Annotated in this window: 18 protein-coding genes; 9 read left to right on the top strand and 9 right to left on the bottom strand. The window is 65.2% G+C overall.

What is annotated here, in order from left to right:
* Window positions 1–38: 38 nt before the first annotated feature.
* The 3 genes from NY08_RS19015 to NY08_RS19025 are packed head-to-tail and all read left to right on the top strand — an operon-like array spanning window position 39 to window position 3,706.
* Window positions 39–1,400, top strand: coding sequence for an MFS transporter (locus NY08_RS19015; RefSeq protein WP_045198092.1), 1,362 nt, complete (start codon window positions 39–41; stop codon window positions 1,398–1,400).
* A 27-nt stretch (window positions 1,401–1,427) separates the two neighbouring features.
* The gene (locus NY08_RS19020) at window positions 1,428–2,552 is read left to right on the top strand and encodes a HoxN/HupN/NixA family nickel/cobalt transporter (RefSeq protein ID WP_082073880.1); all 1,125 of its coding nucleotides are present in this window, start codon (window positions 1,428–1,430) and stop codon (window positions 2,550–2,552) included.
* Window positions 2,553–2,605: 53 nt separating this feature from the next.
* Entirely contained in the window at window positions 2,606–3,706 is a 1,101-nt protein-coding gene (locus NY08_RS19025; RefSeq protein WP_144407478.1) for an alpha/beta hydrolase family protein, read from the top strand.
* Here the strand turns inward: NY08_RS19025 and NY08_RS19030 are convergent.
* From NY08_RS19030 to NY08_RS19045, 4 genes are read right to left on the bottom strand one after another with little or no spacing between them, the layout of a single operon-like run.
* Complete coding sequence (locus NY08_RS19030; protein WP_045198095.1) at window positions 3,703–4,518, bottom strand: SDR family oxidoreductase; 816 nt, start codon at window positions 4,516–4,518, stop codon at window positions 3,703–3,705. The genes NY08_RS19025 and NY08_RS19030 overlap by 4 nt on opposite strands.
* Window positions 4,515–6,116: a bifunctional 3-(3-hydroxy-phenyl)propionate/3-hydroxycinnamic acid hydroxylase MhpA gene (gene mhpA / locus NY08_RS19035; RefSeq protein ID WP_082073881.1), complete on the bottom strand. Its 1,602-nt coding sequence runs from the start codon at window positions 6,114–6,116 to the stop codon at window positions 4,515–4,517. Before mhpA ends, NY08_RS19030 begins: the two co-directional genes overlap by 4 nt.
* Window positions 6,113–7,048: a fumarylacetoacetate hydrolase family protein gene (locus NY08_RS19040; RefSeq protein ID WP_045198097.1), complete on the bottom strand. Its 936-nt coding sequence runs from the start codon at window positions 7,046–7,048 to the stop codon at window positions 6,113–6,115. The genes mhpA and NY08_RS19040 overlap by 4 nt, the downstream gene beginning before the upstream one ends.
* Window positions 7,045–8,178 (bottom strand): VOC family protein, encoded by a 1,134-nt coding sequence (locus NY08_RS19045; protein WP_032395479.1) that lies wholly within the window; start codon window positions 8,176–8,178, stop codon window positions 7,045–7,047. Before NY08_RS19045 ends, NY08_RS19040 begins: the two co-directional genes overlap by 4 nt.
* 124 nt (window positions 8,179–8,302) lie before the next feature.
* On the opposite strand from NY08_RS19045, the gene NY08_RS19050 reads away from it, so the two are divergent.
* Window positions 8,303–8,956 (top strand): TetR/AcrR family transcriptional regulator, encoded by a 654-nt coding sequence (locus NY08_RS19050; RefSeq protein ID WP_032395478.1) that lies wholly within the window; start codon window positions 8,303–8,305, stop codon window positions 8,954–8,956.
* A 19-nt stretch (window positions 8,957–8,975) separates the two neighbouring features.
* On the opposite strand, the gene NY08_RS19055 is transcribed toward NY08_RS19050, so the two are convergent.
* Genes NY08_RS19055 through NY08_RS19070 form a run of 4 tightly spaced genes read right to left on the bottom strand, consistent with a single transcriptional unit; the run spans window position 8,976 to window position 13,379 of the window.
* On the bottom strand, window positions 8,976–9,809 hold the full coding sequence (locus NY08_RS19055) for an SDR family NAD(P)-dependent oxidoreductase (RefSeq protein ID WP_045198099.1): 834 nt from the start codon (window positions 9,807–9,809) through the stop codon (window positions 8,976–8,978).
* Window positions 9,806–11,341, bottom strand: a complete 1,536-nt coding sequence (locus tag NY08_RS19060) for a flavin-containing monooxygenase (RefSeq protein ID WP_045198101.1) — start codon at window positions 11,339–11,341, stop codon at window positions 9,806–9,808. Before NY08_RS19060 ends, NY08_RS19055 begins: the two co-directional genes overlap by 4 nt.
* Before the next feature lie 17 nt (window positions 11,342–11,358).
* Complete coding sequence (locus tag NY08_RS19065) at window positions 11,359–12,447, bottom strand: PDR/VanB family oxidoreductase (protein ID WP_052683875.1); 1,089 nt, start codon at window positions 12,445–12,447, stop codon at window positions 11,359–11,361.
* A 17-nt stretch (window positions 12,448–12,464) separates the two neighbouring features.
* Window positions 12,465–13,379, bottom strand: coding sequence for a metal-dependent hydrolase (locus NY08_RS19070; protein WP_032395475.1), 915 nt, complete (start codon window positions 13,377–13,379; stop codon window positions 12,465–12,467).
* A 113-nt stretch (window positions 13,380–13,492) separates the two neighbouring features.
* Here NY08_RS19070 and NY08_RS19075 point away from each other — a divergent pair, with 113 nt between their 5' ends.
* Complete coding sequence (locus NY08_RS19075) at window positions 13,493–14,065, top strand: TetR/AcrR family transcriptional regulator (RefSeq protein ID WP_045198105.1); 573 nt, start codon at window positions 13,493–13,495, stop codon at window positions 14,063–14,065.
* A 12-nt stretch (window positions 14,066–14,077) separates the two neighbouring features.
* Here NY08_RS19075 and NY08_RS19080 read toward each other — a convergent pair whose 3' ends face one another.
* The gene (locus NY08_RS19080; RefSeq protein WP_045198107.1) at window positions 14,078–14,689 is read right to left on the bottom strand and encodes a TetR/AcrR family transcriptional regulator; all 612 of its coding nucleotides are present in this window, start codon (window positions 14,687–14,689) and stop codon (window positions 14,078–14,080) included.
* Window positions 14,690–14,827: 138 nt separating this feature from the next.
* Here NY08_RS19080 and NY08_RS19085 point away from each other — a divergent pair, with 138 nt between their 5' ends.
* From NY08_RS19085 to NY08_RS19100, 4 genes are read left to right on the top strand one after another with little or no spacing between them, the layout of a single operon-like run.
* Window positions 14,828–16,255, top strand: coding sequence for a flavin monoamine oxidase family protein (locus NY08_RS19085; protein ID WP_144407399.1), 1,428 nt, complete (start codon window positions 14,828–14,830; stop codon window positions 16,253–16,255).
* Window positions 16,237–16,716, top strand: coding sequence for an SRPBCC family protein (locus NY08_RS19090; protein WP_032395463.1), 480 nt, complete (start codon window positions 16,237–16,239; stop codon window positions 16,714–16,716). Before NY08_RS19085 ends, NY08_RS19090 begins: the two co-directional genes overlap by 19 nt.
* Complete coding sequence (locus tag NY08_RS19095) at window positions 16,713–17,648, top strand: carbohydrate kinase family protein (RefSeq protein ID WP_045198109.1); 936 nt, start codon at window positions 16,713–16,715, stop codon at window positions 17,646–17,648. Before NY08_RS19090 ends, NY08_RS19095 begins: the two co-directional genes overlap by 4 nt.
* Window positions 17,648–18,310 carry a class II aldolase/adducin family protein gene (locus NY08_RS19100; protein ID WP_045198111.1) on the top strand — a complete coding sequence of 221 codons (663 nt, stop codon included), beginning with the start codon at window positions 17,648–17,650 and terminating at the stop codon, window positions 18,308–18,310. The genes NY08_RS19095 and NY08_RS19100 overlap by 1 nt, the downstream gene beginning before the upstream one ends.
* Window position 18,311 lies beyond the last annotated feature (1 nt).

The raw sequence follows: 18,311 nt of genomic DNA on the forward strand, positions 1-18,311 counted from the left end.
ACACTGGTTTCGAACGACGCTGAATCGAGGGACGACGCATGGCGACCGGTATCGATCCAGGCCCAGTGGTCGATCGCGGCAGCCGTTGGCGAACCATCGGGACACTGCGGTCCGGGCCCGGGTCTGCTCTTCTTCCCTTCGGCTGGGGACCGGCAATCGTGTTGGTCCTCGTGGCCTTCGTGGACCGGATCGAATTCAGCCTCGTTGCCGCCGTTCTCCCTCAGCTTCAAGCCGAATGGGGTTTCGGCGACGCGGTGGCGGGATCGCTGCCCAGTGCATCCGCGATCGCCGCGGGCGTTCTGGCGATACCGGCTGGGTACTTCGCCGATCGTCACGATCGCGGCAGGATCGTGACCTGGGTGGTCGTTCTGTGGTCTCTGGCGACGCTGGGTTCCGCGCTTGCGCCCACGTTCCTGATCTTCTACCTCGTGCGGGTCGGTCTCGCCGCCGCGGAGGCGGTGGACAACCCGGCGAGCGCGAGCCTGCTTGCCGACTTCTATCCGCCCGCAACACGATCCACCGCGTTCGGTTGGTGGCGAACCTCGGCGTATCTGGGCGGTGCGGGCATCGTTCTGGGTGGTGTGCTGGCGGACTGGCTGGGCTGGCGCGGGGCGTTCATGGTCATGACGATCCCGGGACTGCTTGTCGCAGTGCTCGTCTCACGTCTGAAGGAGCCGGAACGCGGATACGCCGACAGGTTGGCGGCCCGCGCGGACCCGAGCCTGGAGGCTCCCACGCCGTCCGGCCCGCTTGCCGCCCAGCTCCGCCGACTGCTGCCCATCCGAACGCTGTGGTTCACCGGTGCGGCTCTGACGGTCATGAGCCTGTCGATCGGTGGCCTGACCTTCTGGCTTCCGAGTCTGCTGCAACGCCGGTACGGCCTGTCCGAATCGGCCGCCGCGACGGCGGGCGGTGGAATGACGCTTGTGGGAATCGTTCTCGGCACGCTCGTCGCGGCGATGGCAACCCGAAGGGCCGTGATCGGGAACAGCCTCGCCCAGTGGCGAGTAGTGCTGGGTGGTGGCGGAATTCTCCTCGGCAGTGTGTTCATGTCGATTGCGCTCGGCATGAACGCCACGGTGGTGTTCGTCGTACTTCTCACCGTCTTCGCCTTCTTCTCGGCTTTTGCCCTCCCCACGCTCACCGCATGTGTCGCCGACGTGGTCCCGGCCCGGGATCGGGGTCTGGGATTCGGCATGCTTCAGATCGCCGCGACCGCGGGCGGTGCCGTCGGGCCGCTTCTGGTCGGCGTGGTGTCCGACGCGGCCGATTCACTCACCGTCGGCCTGGTACCGCTGCTATCGCTGTTGGCCGTCGGCGGGATCTTGGCCCTCCTTGCCTACTGGTCCGTCGAACCCGATGCGAGACGCGTCCTGGCCGCGGCCGCGCAGGAAGAGTAATTCGTTGTCGTCGGCCACAATGTCTCCATGACGATTGAGCTTTCGCGCGCCGAGGTCGGCCGACGGCAGAGTCGATTCACTCTCGACGAGATTCCCCGCCTGTTGGCGATGGCCGGCTTCGTAGCCGCTCTGCACGTGATCGGATGGGGGTTGTTCACGCACTACGACTCCATCCCGAGCATCCATGGACTGACCGGGGCCGACGGCACCCTCGTGTACGCCGGAGCAGGCGTGTTGGCGTACACACTCGGGCTCAGGCACGCCTTCGACGCCGATCACATCGCGGCCATCGACGACACCACCCGCTTTCTGCTGCAGAAGGGCAAGCGGCCGTTGGCCGTCGGGCTCTTCTTCTCACTCGGTCATTCGACGGTCGTGTTCGTCTTCGTCGCCGCTATCGCCTTCGTCGCGTCCCAGGCCACGGCGTTCCAGGACGCATTCGCCGGAGTCGGCGGCATCATCGGCACGCTCGTGTCCGGAACGTTCCTGTATCTCATCGCGGCGTTGAACATCGCCGTGCTCGCGGGAATCGTCGGAGTCTGGCGACGCGCGAAACGAGGTGAGTTCACCGAAGCCGGCCTCGACGAGTTGCTGGCCAAGCGTGGGCTGATGAATCGACTGTTCCGCGGCCGCTACGACAAGCTGATCAACCACTCGTGGCAGATGTACCCGCTGGGTCTGCTGTTCGGGCTGGGATTCGACACCGCCACTCAGGTCGGTCTGCTTGCGATCGCAGGCACGACGGCCATGGCAGGCGGACTTCCGCCGATGGCGATCATCGCGCTGCCGGTTCTGTTCGCCGCGGGCATGACCACGATGGACACCATCGACGGCATCTTCATGTCCAAGGCGTACGGCTGGGCGTTCGTGACGCCGGTGCGCAAGATCTACTACAACATGACGATGACGGGTCTGTCCGTCTTCGTGGCATTGGTGATCGGCACGGTGCAGCTGTTGTCGCTGCTCGCCGAGCAGTTCGAGCTGACCGGCGGCCTGTGGGACGCGTTGGCCGTCATCGATCTCAATCTGGCCGGCCAACTCGTCGTCGGCACGTTCTTCGTCGTATGGATCGGTGCGGTCGTGTATTACAAGGTGGCGCGCATCGACGAACGCGGTGGCTTCGCGCACTCGAACGGAATGGAGACCCAGTGACCTCTCGTCGTCGGATAGGTGCTCTCGCAGTTGCCGCGACTGTCGCGTCGAGCATGGTGACGGCGCTGCTGGCCGCACCTGCTTCCGCCGCACCGGCGATCACTCAGGAGATCGGCGACGTCGTCTCCACTCGTGATCTGCCGCAGGAACTGTGGGTTCCCGGCGCGGCCTCGGCCGAAGTGCTCACCTACGTCACCACCGACACGTTCGGCGAGAAAGCGCTGAGCACCGGCACCGTCTTCCTGCCGCCCGGCACGCCGCCCGCGGGTGGTTGGCCGGTAATCTCGTGGGCCCACGGCACATCCGGTCTCGGGGATTCGTGTGCGCCGTCGATGATCGGTCCGGCGTACGCCGAGCGCGATCTGCCGTACCTGGGAAACTGGCTCGCGCAGGGTTACGCCATCGTGGCCAGCGACTATGCCGGCCTCGGAACACCCGGCTTGCCGACGTATCTCGACGGTCGAACCACGGCACACAACGTCGTGGACATGGTCAAGGCGGGCCGCAACCACAGCGAGGCCCTGTCGCGATCCTGGGTGGCCGTCGGCCAATCGCAGGGCGGCGGAGCAGCGATCTACACCGCGCGGTACGCAACGGAATTCGGCGGCCCCGAGCTCGACTACCGAGGGGCGGTCGGCACCGGAACTCCCGCGTACATCGAGAAATTGGTCTCGATCGGTGGACCGGGTGTTCCGCCGGTGGAGCTGCCGTCGGGACTGACCGCCTACGTCGCGTACATCGGCGCATCACTGCGCTACGCGCATCCCGAGCTCGGACTGGACAACATCCTGACCCCGCTCGGAAAGAAGTACGCAGACCTGGCCGAGACGGAGTGCGTATCGGACTTCGAGGAACAACTCGACGGTGTGACGATCGGCGACTTCTTCACCGCGCCACTGACGAGCCTGCCCAATTTCACGGCCGTGCTCGACGATTACATGGCGATGCCCGAAACAGGATTCGACAAGCCCTTCTTCATGGGAAACGGTCTGCAGGACATCGACGTTCCGTTTCCGACCACCGCGGCCTACGTCGCGCGTCTGACCGCCAACGGTCAGCCGGTGACGTTCCGGGCCTACAACACCGACCACAGTGGAGCCCTCGTCCAGTCACAGGCCGACACGATCCCGTTCGTCGCAGGACTGCTTCGCTAGCCGACCGGGCGTTTGCCGGGCAATCCGTATGCGCGGGCCGTGAACTTCTCGAGCACGGTGCGTGGTAACAACCGCTTGGCGAGAAACACTGCGGGCGCATTGCTGCCGACGGCGTAGATAGGGAGGGTCTTCTTGTCCTCGACCGCTCTCAGCACGGTCTTCGCGACCGTCTCGGCCGTGATGCCCTGTGCCTCCTTGGCGTCGAGCTTCGCGATCACCGTGGTGAAATCGCGTAGGTAGGGCGAATGCGGTCCGCAGTACTTGGTGCGACGGGCGGACAGGCCGGTGGCGATCGAGCCGGGTTCGACTGTGGTGATGTCGATTCCGTACGGTTCGAGCTCGAACCGTGCCGCCGTGCTGAAGCCCTTGATCGCGGCCTTGGTTGCGGCGTACGAGGAACGGTAGGCCAGGGGGAAGCTCGCGAGCATCGAGCCGATGTTGACGATTCTGCCGCGGCCGCGCTCACGCATGGCCGGCAATACGGCCTGGGTCAACTCGATCGCGCCGAACACGTTGAGCTGAAACAGTCGAGTGATCGCCTCGATGGGGAGTTCTTCGAGTGGACCGCACTGGCTTTCGCCTGCGTTGTTGATCAGCACGTCGATCGGGGAGTCGCCGAGTTCGTCCACGAACGCACGGATCGATTGCGGATCCGTCAGGTCCAGATCGCGGTAGTCGACGCCCGGGATCGGGGCGGCCACCTTCGAGCTGTCACGGCTGGTGCCGATGACGTGATAGCCGCGGGCGATCAGAGTTTCGGCGACGGCCTCGCCGATTCCCGACGTCGCTCCGGTGACAAGTGCAGTGTTCATCTACGCCTCTTGGTTGCTGTGCGGGTAGGCCTCGGCTTCGTCGCAACGTGTGCCGGGCAGTTTTGCCGACGAAAAGCGGTGGTCGGTACCTTGGTGTGCAGGGAAGGTACCGAGGTGCCCGACGCCATGACGGTGCGGTCCGGTCGGACTATGGCGGCGACAGCAAGCCCGCTGCGCAGCCAGGCCCCGAGATCCGACGACGCCGCCACTTCGACGACGACGGCTCCGCGACGTTCGACCTCTCGACGGTGCCCGATGGACAAGGGTGTCGACGAGACGAACAGGAATTGGCCGGGCGCGAGGTCGTCCAGGCGCATTCCATTATCCAATGTGCTGTTGGGGCAGAGCTTTCCGGCCAGAGTGCGAACCGGCACGGGCGGACGCAACACGTACTGCGATCGGCCGAGTGACGGCGTGGTGCTGGCGGTGACCTTTGCGCCGATGAACGGCAGATACCCCAGAGCGGGTGCGATGTTCGTGCGCATGATGCCGGTGAGCCGGCTGCCGCCGGTCATGGCCCATCCGATCGCGACCGCCAACTCGATCATCTGCTTGGCGTGCGTCTTTCGTTCCGTCTCGTAGCTGTCGAGCGAGGTTTCCTTCAGATGCCCGTCGAGCACGCCGACGATCTTCCAGACCAGGTTGCGCGCATCTCGGAGCCCAGCGCCCATCCCCTGCCCGATGAAGGGCGGCGTCAGATGCGCGGAATCGCCCAGGAGGAAAACCCGGCGATCACGCCACCGGTCGGCCACCTGTGCCCGAAAGGTGTACTCGGCGCAGCGAATCAGCTCCATCTCGGGCTCGTCCACAGACTCCAGCCACGGCGCGATCAGTGGACCGATCGACGCCAGGTCGGTGAAGGCGTCCATGGTCTCGTCGTCGTGCAGACGGAATTCCCAGCGATAGCGGGTCGGGCCGATGCGCATGTAGGTCGCCGATCGCTCGGAATCGCACACCTGGTGCACGCCGTCCCACTGATCGAGGTCCGCATCGGTGGCGATGTCGACCACCAACCATCGCTGTGCGAAGCCGAGATCGTGCATCTTCGAACCGATGGAGGCTCGAACGATGCTGTTGGCCCCGTCGCAGCCGAGTACGTAGTCGGCGGTAACCCAGTGTGGGGTCCCGTCCACGGTCGAGTCGTACCGGACCCGCACCGAATTCTTCAGATTCTGGACGTCGGTGATCTCGCAATTGCCGCGCATCTCCACGCACTCGAATTGTGAGATGTGTTTGCGCATCAGCTGTTCGAGATCGGGCTGATCGAACATGTTGGCCTGCGGATACCCGTGCGGTCGATCGTCGGGATCCCGCTCGAACTCGGCAAGCGTGCGGATCTGTTTGTCGCACAATCGCAGTCCGCGACCGGGGCGCGAGATTCCCGCGAAGTCCTCGGCCAGGCCGATATCGCCGAGAATGCGGAACACCTCGTCGTCGAGATGGACCGCGCGAGGCTGTGGGTAGACGTCCTCCCACCTGTCCAACACGAGGCAGGGCACGCCGTACCGACCCAGCAGCAACGCAGCGGTCATGCCCGTCGGACCGGCGCCGACGATCACCACGGGAAAGTGGCGACCGTCGGACGTGTTTTCGGTCATCGGTAGGAGACCCGGGTGCGCTGGACTCCCAGATCGAGGGCTCCGTCGGGAGTGGAGCACGTCAGTTCGAGCACGTCACCGTCCTTCAGAAACGCCGGATTCTTGGCCTGCTTCTTGAAGAAGACCTTCCACTTGACCGACGGCGGAACCAGCGATCCGATCATTTCGATCGGCTTGGCGGGGGCCTTCAGTGCGGTGCCCCCCGGCGTACCGGTGAGTAGTAGATCGCCCGGATCGATCCGCTGAAACTTGCTCAGCGCCTTCAGTGATTCGACCGGACGGTAGATCATGTCGGCGACCGTACTGTCCTGTCGGACCGAGCCGTTGACGCGCAAGGTCAATGCGAGGTCTCCGAACCGGTCGAACTCGCCGGCCTCGAGCAGTACGAGGCGCGGCCCGACCGGCGTGAAGGTGGGGTACGACTTGCCCTCGTAGAACTGAGTTTTGGGCAACTGGACATCGCGCGCCGAGACGTCGTTGGTGATCACGAGCCCGGCCACGTACTCGGCCACGTTGGACGCGTCGATCTTGGTGCCGACGGTGAGGGTCTTGCCGAAGACCAAGCCGATCTCGATCTCGTAGTCCAGCAGCTTGACGTGCGCGGGCTTGATCACGTCGTCGGTGGGTCCACTGATCGAGCCCGAGGTCTTGCGGAAGAACGTCAGCGGCACCGTCTCGGGGTTCATTCCCGAGTCCTTCACATGCGAGACGAAGTTCGTCATGTTCGCCATGATTCGGCAGGGCGCGGTGACCGGCGAGATCGGCGACAACGTCTCCACGGCAACGACATCGGTGGAGTCGCGCGCCGACTCGATGGCCGCTCGATCGGCGAGTAGCTCGGCGGTGGTGGTGGCCGAGGTGTCGATTCGGGACGCGCCGGCCGGGGTCTCCACCCACCAGGCGTCGGCGGTGCGCAGTACAGCGATGCTCATGAGGAAGCCACTTTCATCAGGCCGCGAAGGCGTTCGGTGTCGAATTCGTTGTCGGTGCGTAGCGAGGAGATGATCGATTTGAGCTCGTGCAGAGACGCTTTGCTCGGCGCGATCCCGAGGAAGTCCTTGGACGCAGGCGGACCCCACTGAGCCAGGCCGGATGCGGTCATCGGTGCCCAGCCGGGCTCGAGGGAGCTGTCGAACATATCGCCGTCGCTGAAATGTTCCACCAGGAAACCGTCGGGATCCCGCCAGTAGTCGAAGATCTGGCTGCCCTGGATGTGCCTGCCGATACCCCACGAATGCCGGTACCCGCGCTGGGTCAGGTACTCCCCGCCCGCGGCGATGGCATCGAGATCCGACACCTGGTAGGCCGAGTGTACGTACCGGTTGGACGGACCGAGAGTCATTGCGAGAGTGTGATGATCGGCCGGAGTGTTGCCACGATCGCAGCGGATGAAGCTCATCACCGGACCTCGATCACGCTGGCCGTCGTAGTAGAGGAAGTCGCTGACGATCAGTCCGAGATGATGCAGGTACCAGTTCAGGTTCTCGAGGTAGCCGGTGCGCTGGAGCACCACGTGTCCCAGACGTTGGACTCGGGCGGGCTGACGCGGAGGCCGCTGCGTCGCGTTGAGTCGGTAGCGCGGGTCGCCGAAGTTGTAGGTGTGCGCTGGCTGGCCGGGCAGCTCGGGATGCTCGGTGTACCCGGACACCACCTGGACGGGTTGTCCACCCGGGTCGGTGAGATTCACGGCGACACCGCCGAGTGTGTCGGGTAGTCGTTGGACGCGCTGCCCGGTGGCCTCGGCCAGCCTCATCAGGTCGGCATCGTCTGCGGCGGCGAAGGCTGCGCCCACGAAGCGTGTTCGCTTGCCGCGACGGATGATCACGCACGGTGCGCCGACGTGCGTACCTCGCAGATGGATCTCCTCCGGAGTGCGAAGCGAGACGGTGAAACCGAAGGCCACGGCGAACGCCTCGGCCTTGGTCAGATCCGGCTTGCGAAACTCCAGCCACGCGATGTCCCGAACCTTGATGATGGGATCCTTCGCGCGACCGGGGTGCTCGCCGGTGAGCGCGCCTTGGTCCACGTGCATGTCCTTGTGGCCGTCGACGTCCTGTGCCATTGAGCCTCCCTCGTTGGTGACAATATCGTCACCTATGACAGTGCCGTCAGTCAATAGTATTGACAGAATCGTCAGCCATGAGGAAGAGTCAGGCCGTCGACCAGCGCAGACAGAAGTAGGGACCATGACCGAAACCCCGAATCGACTCGAGCGCCGCAAGGCCCGCACGCGTGGAGCGTTGATCGAAGCGGCGCAGGGCTTCATCGCCCGCGGCGAACTGAACGCGCCGATCGCAGAGATCACCCAGGCCGCCGACGTGGGTATGGGGTCGTTCTACAACCACTTCGTCAGTCGAGAGCAGCTGTTCCAGTCGGCGGTCGACGGTGCCCTGGAGTTGCTGGGCGGCTACCTCGATTCGCTGACCGACGTCGACGCCGACCCCGCCGAGGCGTTCACTCGATCGTTTCGAATCTCCGGCCGACTCTTTCGCCTGCAACCAGAACTCAGCCGCGTGCTCATCCACTCCGGTCCCGAGTTGATCACCTCGCAGCACGGTCTCGGTCCACGTGCGGCGAGGGACATCGTCGCCGGAGTCGATGCGGGGTACTTCCGGGTCGAGGACATACAGCTGTCCTTGGCTCTGGTGGCAGGCGCATTGCTCGGTCTGGGCCAGCTACTGCTCGAGCAACCTGATCGTGACGACAACGAGGCCGTGGATCGAATGGCGTACAGCGTGCTGCTCGCGCTGGGAATGTCCGACGCCGATGCGCGTGACCTGTGCGCCCGGCCGCTCCCGCCGATGAGTGACGTTCCCAGCGTGGACGGTGAGAGCGCATAGCCCACGCGGCTACGGAACGTCACCGTGCGTGTGTCTCCTCCAGATCCCGGATGATCTGCGCAACCCGACGGTCCCGGACGAGCCTGCGTTCCAGAATCGGGTTGAGCATTCCCCGGAACCAGAAGTACGGAGTCCACACGGCAGGGGCGATCAATCGTGCCCGACGGGTCCGGACCGCGTGTACGAGCAACTCGGCGGCTCGCTGAGACGGCAGGCGTCGGCTCAGCGGCCACGGAAGAAATCCTCCGATTCGCCGACCGATCGGATCGTCGTCGAGGGTGTGCCGTGCCAGATCGGTGTCCACCACTCCGAAGTACGCGAGACCGGCCGATGCGCCGACGGCAGCAAGTTCGATGCGCAGAGCGCGGCCCAGCTGTTCCACGGCCGCCTTGCTCACCATGTACGCGGACCCACCCATCCCGGGAGTGAATGCAGCGCAGGACGATACGAGCAGTATGTGTCCGCCGCTCGCGACGATCTCGTCGGCGGCGGCCCGCACGATGTTGAGGACGCCGCCGAAGTTCACCGCCATCACAGAGTCGAAGACGGCGCGGTCGATCGACCTGATGGTGGCCGGCGGCGGGGTGATCCCGGCATTGGCGATCACGATGTCGAGGCGGCCGAACCTGTCGATCGTTGCCGCGACGCAGTCCGCCATCGCTGCCGGATCGGTGACGTCACCGACGAGCAGAAGTGTCCTTTCCGTACCGGTCGGATCCGCGGGAAAATCTCGATCCACCACCGCGACAGACGCTCCCGCCGCGCGCAATCTCTCGACCGTCGCGGCTCCGATTCCACGGGCTCCGCCGGTGACCAGTGCCACCTTTCCCGCGAGTTCGATGGTGCCGCTCATGCGAGCTCCTTGCTGGTCGCGAGCATCGGATCTACCTCGGAAAGCGCGCTGCGGCAGTGATAATGACGCAGTTCGATGGTGGACATACGCCGGGTGAAGTTGCGTACCGAACCGGGCCAGTACGTCACGTTGCGTCCGGACGGGCTCAGGTAGTAGCTGCTGCATCCTCCCGAGTTCCACACCGATCCCGCGAGTCGCTCGTCGGTGTGATCCGCGAATTCGATCTGTGCCCGCATGCTGACCTCGAGGGCCGCCAGTGCGTTGTCGTCCATCGCGCGCAGTGCCGCAAGGATGTAGTTCACCTGAGCCTCGATGGTGACCACCTGGGAGGTGTACACCACCGAGTTGGGGCCGAGCAGCATGAAGAAATTCGGGAAGCCGTGCACCGTGGTGCCCCGGTACGACGACATTTCCCCGTCGGGCCAGTGGTCCGCCAACGACTTTCCGTCACGACCGACGATCCGCCGGAAGCCGGTGTGGCCGGACACGGTGAATCCCGTCCCGAGGACGATGGCATCGACCTGGTGCACGGTCCCGTCGGTGGTGACGATGCCCTCGGGCACGATCCGCGCGATGCTCGTGGTTTCGACGGTGACGTTCTCTCGGCACAGGGCGGGGTAGAACTTGTTCGAGAACGTCGTTCGCTTGCAACCGAATTCGTAACCAGGTGTGAGCTTCTCGCGAAGTACAGGGTCCTTCACCTGACGACGGAGATGTGCGCGCCCCAATGCCGTGAGCGGTGCGAGCAACGATCGATGGCCGATGAGTCCGGGAACCAACGCTTCCTGGAACAGATCGAACGTGCGGCGCATCGCTCGCTGGGCCCGGGGGAACTTCCTGAGCAGGGACCTGCCGGATTCGGAGATCGGCCGGTCGGGATGCGGAAGGATCCACGTCGGTGTCCGCTGGAACAGTGTCAGGTGCGCGGCCTCGGGGGCCAGACGCGGAACGAACTGCACCGCGGATGCTCCGGTGCCGATGACGGCGAGGCGTCGGCCCTGGGCGGAGTGCTGATGGTCCCACTTCGCCGAGTGGAACACGGTGCCCGAGAACGATTCCAGTCCTTCGATGTCGGGAGTTGCCGGTTCACTGAACGGGCCGAGTGCTCCGATGAGGATGCGCGCAGACCATGTTCCCTCGCTCGTCCGCACCACCCACTGGGCCTGTTCGTCGTTCCACGTCGCGTCCAGTACCTCGTGCCTGAAACGGATGCGATCGCGGATACCGAAACGATCGGTGCAATCGTTGAGATACGCCTCGATCTCGGGCTGAAGCGGGTAGAGCCGCGTCCAGTCGGGGTTGGGTGCGAACGAGAACGAATACAGCGCCGACGGAATATCGCACTGCGCACCGGGATAGGTGTTCACGTGCCACGTTCCACCGACCGCCGTATCGCGCTCGAAGATCAGAAAGTCGCTGCGGCCTTCCTGCTCGAGCCTGATCGCGGCCCCGAGGCCACCGAAGCCCGCGCCGATGATCGCGACGTCGGTGTGCGGTACGGGCGTGGCCCTGTCGAATGGTGTTGCAGGCATGAGGGTATGGGCTCCTTCTACAGATCGAGGACGAGAGCTTCGCCGTCGACGGCAGCGCGCGAGACACACAGGGTGAGTGAGTTCTCGCGTTCGGACGGGCTCAGGACGCGATCTCGGTGCTCGACGCGTCCGGCGACGAGACCGACGACGCACGCTCCGCAGAAGCCTTGCCGACACGAGAACGGCTGATCCGGCCTGGACCGGCGGAGTGCGTCGAGAGCGGTCTCCTGCGCACCGACCTCGATGGTGTCTCCCGAGCGATCGAGCTTCAGCACGAACGGCATGCCGTCGACCACCGCTGCAGGCGCGAACAACTCGGTGTGGAATTCACGAACGGCCGTACTGGCGAGGGACTCGTCGCGGAGTCTGCCCGACAGCGCCGCGGGCCCGCAGACGTACATCGCGGAGTTGCCCATCCCGAGATCGACGATGTCCTCCGGAACCGGAAATCCGTCGACATCATCGGTTTTGACGATCACATGCCCGCGCGAGGTCAGTGCCAACTGCTGCAGCAGGGCAACGAACGGCAGACTCGCCCGAGAGCGACCGTGGTAGTACAGCGTCCACCGCGCCCCGTCCCGGACGGCGCGTTCGATCATCGCCCGGATGGGGGTGATGCCGATTCCGGCGGCCACGAAGAGGTAATGCTCGGCCTCCGCCATCGGAAAGGCATTGCGGGGACCTCGAACTCGCAGGACAGCGCCGCGGGAGAGCGCGTGGATCTCGGTGGACGCTCTACCGCCGGGGATCTTGCGGACGCTGATGCGGTAGTGATCACCTGACCCGGGTCGACCGGCGAGTGAGTACTGCCGCACCGAACCGGACGGAGTGGTGACGTCGATGTGCGCTCCGGGTTGCCATGTCGGTAGTGGTGCACCGTCCCTGCGCGAGAGCAGCAGCGAGCGAACGTCCTCGGCCTCGTCGATCGTATCGTCGACGACGGTCTCGAATTCGTATCCGACGCTTCGTCGGGGCCGCGCCGGAGACAGGGCCGTCACGATCGGCGAATCGGTGACGAGCCTGGCGTAGAAACGGGACGCGGCACCGATGGCGCGAAGTCCCCGTCCCGGTGCCGTCACGGTGATCTCGCCGAGATGGCTGTGCACCGGAGGCACTGTGGTCGTCACTGCTGGGCCGCCAGCGCCGCGGGGGAAACTGCCAGGTACTGCACGGCCTTGTCGATGTCGCCCATCTTCGAGGGGTGGAAGCCGGGACGGATGTACAGGGCGAGCTGCACGAACAAGAACGACAGGCCCGGTATCAGGTGCTTGCGTGAGGCTCGTGCGAACGCGATCGGCCACGGGGCGCGCAGCCGCCGCGTACCGGTTCGTGGCGTGGCGACCGAATTCCGGTACAGGTACGCGGCGGTACTGAACCACAACACGGCCAACCCAGCGCTGGCGATCACCGCGGTTCGTGCGCGGCGGAATGCGCCACCGTCGACGTACTGGAACGCATCGAATGCGACATTGCGGTGTTCGAGTTCTTCCGCTCCGTGCCAACGCAGCAGATCCAGCATCGTCGGGTCGACGCCGATGCGGTCGAATTCGGCATTGTCGAGCAGCCACTCGCCTACTACTGCGGTGAAATGCTCTGCTGCTGCATAGATTCCGAGGCGCTCGTTCAGCCATGCTTTGCCTGCGCGGCCGGTGAGGCCGTGATCGCCGAACACCACACCCACGGCGAAGCGGATGCGCTGCAGAATCGGTTCGATGTCCACTCCGTGCGCGACGAGGTAGGTGCGGAAGCTTTCGTGGGAGGACGCGTGTGTGGCTTCCTGGCCGACGAATCCCACGACTTCCTCGTGCAGTCTGCGGTCGTCGATGTACGGCAGCGCGCGGGCGAACACGTCCGCCATCGCTCGTTCTCCCTCGGGCAGAACCAGGTGCATGACGTTCCAGAAGTGGGTGGCGTACCACTCGTGGGGGATGTACTGGAGTGGAACTCCGGACCAGTCGAATGTCACCGCGCGCGCCACTATCGCGTAGGACTCGTCCGTGTACTGCTCGTCCGAGTCGCCCGCCTTGTTCCGAGACATTCGAAACTCCGTTTCTTCGAGATCGTGCCGCTGCTGTGAGCGATGCTACATAGCAACATATTATGTTGCAATGTTGCACAGAATGGACGGTGGACGGCCGATAGGATCGAGCGATGCATCCAGATGGGGACGACGGGCCGATTCTCGATGCCGCCTTGGAACTGTTCGGTGAGGTCGGAATTCCTCGAACCACCATCGGCGACGTCGCGAAGCGCGCCAAGATCAATCGCGTGACCGTCTATCGCCGTATCGGATCGAAGGACGAACTCGTTCGGGCCGTCATGGCGCGGGAGTCGTCGCGGCTGTTCGCGGCGGTGGCAGCTGCGGCTGCCGAACAGAGGTCACGTGCGGATCGGGCGGCACACGGATTCGCCACGACCATCGACTCGGTGCGAACGAACCCTGTGCTCTTGAAGATGTTCGACTCCGAGAGCTCGTTGGTGCTCGAGCAATTGACCACCAACGCATCGGCACTGCTCGTGACCGCGATCAACGCTGCCACACACATCACCAGGGGTGAACTGGAATCGGACACCTTCGCCGTGCCGGACGCACCGGAAATTGTTGTGCGCGTGGTCCATTCGATCCTACTGACACCCTCGGCCGCCGCCCCGCTCGATACCTACGACGAGCTGCTCGCGTTCGCGCACCGCAGCATCGTGCCGCTTCTCGTAGGTGTCGACTAGCGGTATCCGGGCTCAACCTCGCGGCGCGTACGAGTCGAGCACGCGCAACAGGGCATCCTTCAGTTCGGCCCGATTGCCACCCGGTGTCGGCCTTGCGATCTCGTGCAGGGTGTAGCCGTCGATCAGGGCCAGGAAATGTCGAGCCGCTAGGTGTGGTTCGGTGATCCCGAATGCCCCCAACGCCGCTTCGGCCGCCTCCTCGATCATCCGCATGATTCGGTGCACCGAATCCGCCAGCTCGGGCCGTCTGCGCACGGCGAGGTACGCCTCGAACTGGACGAGGGAGTCGTCGTCCTCGGGGGAGGACAGCAGCGAGACGAGGTCCATGATCGCGTCGGCCAGATCGTCGCGAGTGAGCCCGCCTGCGTTCGCGACGTCCAGTAGAGCCGTGACCTTCGCCGTCACGTTCTCGGCGATACGAGTGATTGCGGCATCGATGAGTTCGCCGACCGAGCCGAAGAAATAGCTGGTGGTCGACGGCGGGAAGCCGGCGGTTTCGGCCACGGACCGAAACGAGACGCGTTCGAGTCCGCGTGTTCCGATCACGCCGATGGCCGCGTCGACCAGCGCGTCGCGGCGCTCTTGGCCGCGCGCGTATCGAGTCTTCCGGCGCTCTTCGGTCATGGCTGCAACGTTAGTCGGAGTGCTGTCTTCCACCTCCATCGCTGTGCTCTCCAGCAGGCGCTTTTCGTCAATCCTGGCCGGATGGCCAATATTGGGTTACTGTCGCCGCTACATCGAACAGCCCGGAAAGGAGCACCCATGACCGAGATGTCGCAGGCCCCGCACGTGGACGTAGTGGTCGTCGGCGCAGGACTCGCGGGTCTGACCGCCGCCAGGGAACTGACGGCCGCAGGATTGACCGTGCAGGTCCTCGAGGCCAGGAACCGGGTGGGTGGGCGCACGGTCAACCACGCACTCGGTGAGAACTCGGTCGTCGAGACCGGCGGGCAGTTCGTGGGTCCGACGCAGGACCATATCCTCCGCCTGGCCGCATCGGTGGGCGTCGGGACGTTCCCCGCGTACGACACCGGATCGAGCATGTACGTCAAGAACGGAAGCGCTCGACGCTTCGACGGCGGGGTGCCGCCGGATCTGGCGGCACTACCCGATGTCGGTGTGCTCGTGGCGCGAATCGATCGGGCTGCCAAGCAGATTCCCGTCGACCGACCGTGGTCGGCACCCCGAGCACGCGAGTGGGACACCCAGACTCTCGCCACCTGGGCCCGGAGGCACTCGGCCACCGCCGGTGGGGTGGAACTGCTCGACATCCTGCTCGGTTCGGTGTTCGGTGGCACGTCCGCCGACGCATCGGCGCTCTTCGGCCTGGCGTACGTAGCCGGGGCGGGAAACGAGTACACCCCCGGCACCGTCGATCGGTTGATGAGTGTCGCCGGTGGAGCACAACAGTGGAGATTCCTCGGTGGCTCACAGGCGATCTGCATCGAAATTGCGAAGCAGCTCGGTGACGCCGTCCGGCTCGACACCCCGGTTCGACGTGTGGATCAGTATCCGGATCGCGTGGTGGTGTGCAGCGACACCGAATCATGGATCGCTCGATCGGCGGTCGTCGCGATTCCGCCCGTTCTGGCCACCCGAATCGATTGGAGCCCTGCGCTTCCCGCACCCCAGGAGGCGTTGTTCCAGCGAATGAACTTCGGCGGCCTGGCCAAGTGCGAGGCCGTGTACCCCGAACCGTTCTGGCGCGCGAGCGGGCTCTCCGGCCAGGCGCTCTTTCGCGACAGCGACGTACCGGTGTCCTCGATGTTCGACAACTCACCACCCGACGGAAGCCAAGGAGTGCTGATGGGATTCGTCGGCACCTGGGGTGCACGCCACCGCGGCGGCCGGAACTGGTCGGACGGTACCGACGCCGAACGACGCGGCGAGGTGCTGCGCGCCTTCGCTTCCGCCGTCGGGCCGCGCGCGCTCGAACCGACGGAATGGATCGAGCTCGATTGGACTCGCGAGCACTGGACCCGCGGCGGGCCCACCGCCGTTCTTGCCCCCGGAGTGCTGACCGAACTCGGCCGGTGGCGAGACACTGCGTTCGGCCGAGTGCAGTGGGCAGGAGCCGAACACTCCGACTACTGGAACGGGTACATGGACGGGGCTGTGCGATCGGGTGAAAACGCGGCAGCAGCAATACTTTCGACCGAAGGAGAACTCTCGTGGAACAACGCTTCGTAGTCTCGGCCCATCGCACCCTCTCGGTGAGCCCCGAGGAAGTGTGGGCATTGACCGCCGACACCGGTCGGTACGCAGAGTGGGTCACCGACGTCCGGTCGGTCATCGCTCATCATGGCACCGCACGCACAGGTGGTGTGTACACGGAGGAGGTGGCGACGCTCGGCCGCTTCACCACTCACGCCACATGGACCGTCCGGGAGCTGGAACCGAACCGACTGCGAATCGATTCGGGTCAGGGTTTCGCGCCACTCGTCAACGTGGCGAACGTTTTTCGCTTCGCGCCGCTCGCCGGCGGTACCTCCACCGCGATGACCTTCGAATTCTGGTTCGATGTTGCACCGAGCTGGATGGGGCGTGTGGTGCGGCCCATCGCGACCGCCGGGATGTCCGCACGATTCGACGTCTCGATGTGCAACCTCGAGGCGCTGATCCTCTCCGAGCGAACTGCGACGATCCGATGAGAGCACCGGCGGAGGTCCTCACCCTGGGGGTGCACATACTCGACACTCTGGTGCGGCCGGTGTCCGAGATTCCCGACGGTCAGGCGGCGGTCCTGGCGGAGCAGATCGCGATGTCGGCCGCGGGTACGGCCGCGGGAACGGCACTGGTGCTGTCCCGACTGGGTGCCGCGGTACACACCGCGGGAGTGGTCGGTGGTGATTCGGCAGGCACGTTCCTACTGCAGCTCCTCATCGACGACGGAGTGGACGTCTCCCTCGTTCACCGCATGGACGGGGTCCAGACCTCGGCATCGGTACTGCCGATCAGGCCGGACGGATCCCGGCCGGCTCTGCACGTGATCGGAGCCAACGGCTATCTGGCTCAGCATGTTCCGTGGAACATGTTTCACAACGTCGACTTCCTGCATCTCGGGGGGCCCGAGTTCTACGGACCGGACACCGCGTGCGACATCGCACGCCGCGCCCACGAGGACGGTGTCGTCGTCACCGTGGACAGCCTGGCCCCGTCCGTTCCGGAAGGGCTCGGTGCGTTCGCGGCCGCGCTGCCCCATGTGGACTACCTGTTGCCCAACGACGAGCAGGTCCTCGGCTGGACCGGCTGCGCCACTGTCGAGGACGGGTGTCGTCGACTGCTCGAGCTCGGAGCGTCCTGCGTGGTGGCCACCGCGGGCGCGTCGCCCACTCTCGTCGTCACGACCGACAGTGTCGTCGAGGTCCCCGCGTTCTCCGTGGACGTGGTGGACACCAGCGGATGCGGAGATGCGTTCTCGGCCGGGTTCGTTCGCGGCCTGTCCCTGAGCATGAACGTCGTCGAGGCAGCCGAACTCGGCAATGCGACCGCGGCTCAGGTTGCGCAGGGACTCGGTACCGATTTCGGCACCTACGACCTCGAGTACGTTCGGACGTTCGCACGCACCTGCCGGACCGTCTGATGTCGGTCGACGTGGAGGAGCTACGGCAGTCCGTCGCCGAGACCGCCCGGCAACTGGGCCGCAAGGGCCTGGTTCTCGGCACCGCAGGCAACGTCAGCGCACGCGCGGGTGATGTGGTGGCGGTGACGGCGACCGGGCTGGTGTTGGCGGACGCGACGATCGAGGACGTCACACTCGTCGGTACGGACGGAATCGTCCGCGCAGGACCAGGTGAACCGACCTCGGAACTGGGTCTGCACCTCGGCATCTACGCGTCGTCCGAGGTTCGTGCCGTCGTGCATGCGCATTCCTCGGCGGCCGTTGCACTGTCGCTCGTCGCGGACGAACTGCCGCCCGTTCACTACGCGCAGCTGTCCCTCGGCGGCAGGGTTCCGGTGGTGCCGTTCGCGCCGTTCGGTACGGCCGAGCTCGCCGACCTGGTGGTGACCGCGATGCGCTCGAGGTCGGCGGTGATCATGGCCCATCACGGATCGGTGGCCACCGGTCACGATCTCGCGGCCGCACTGTCGAACATCGAACTGCTCGAATGGCTGTGCGGGGTGTATCTGTCCGCCGGCGCAGTGGCGACGCCACGCGCCATGACCGACGCGCAGTTGGCGGCGACCCTCGACGAGGTGGTGCGACGGTCGTACGGCACCACCGCGCGGCGCGCAGAGGACTGAC

Origin of the sequence: Rhodococcus sp. B7740 (assembly GCF_000954115.1) — a bacterium.
Taxonomy (GTDB): Bacteria; Actinomycetota; Actinomycetes; order Mycobacteriales; family Mycobacteriaceae; genus Rhodococcoides.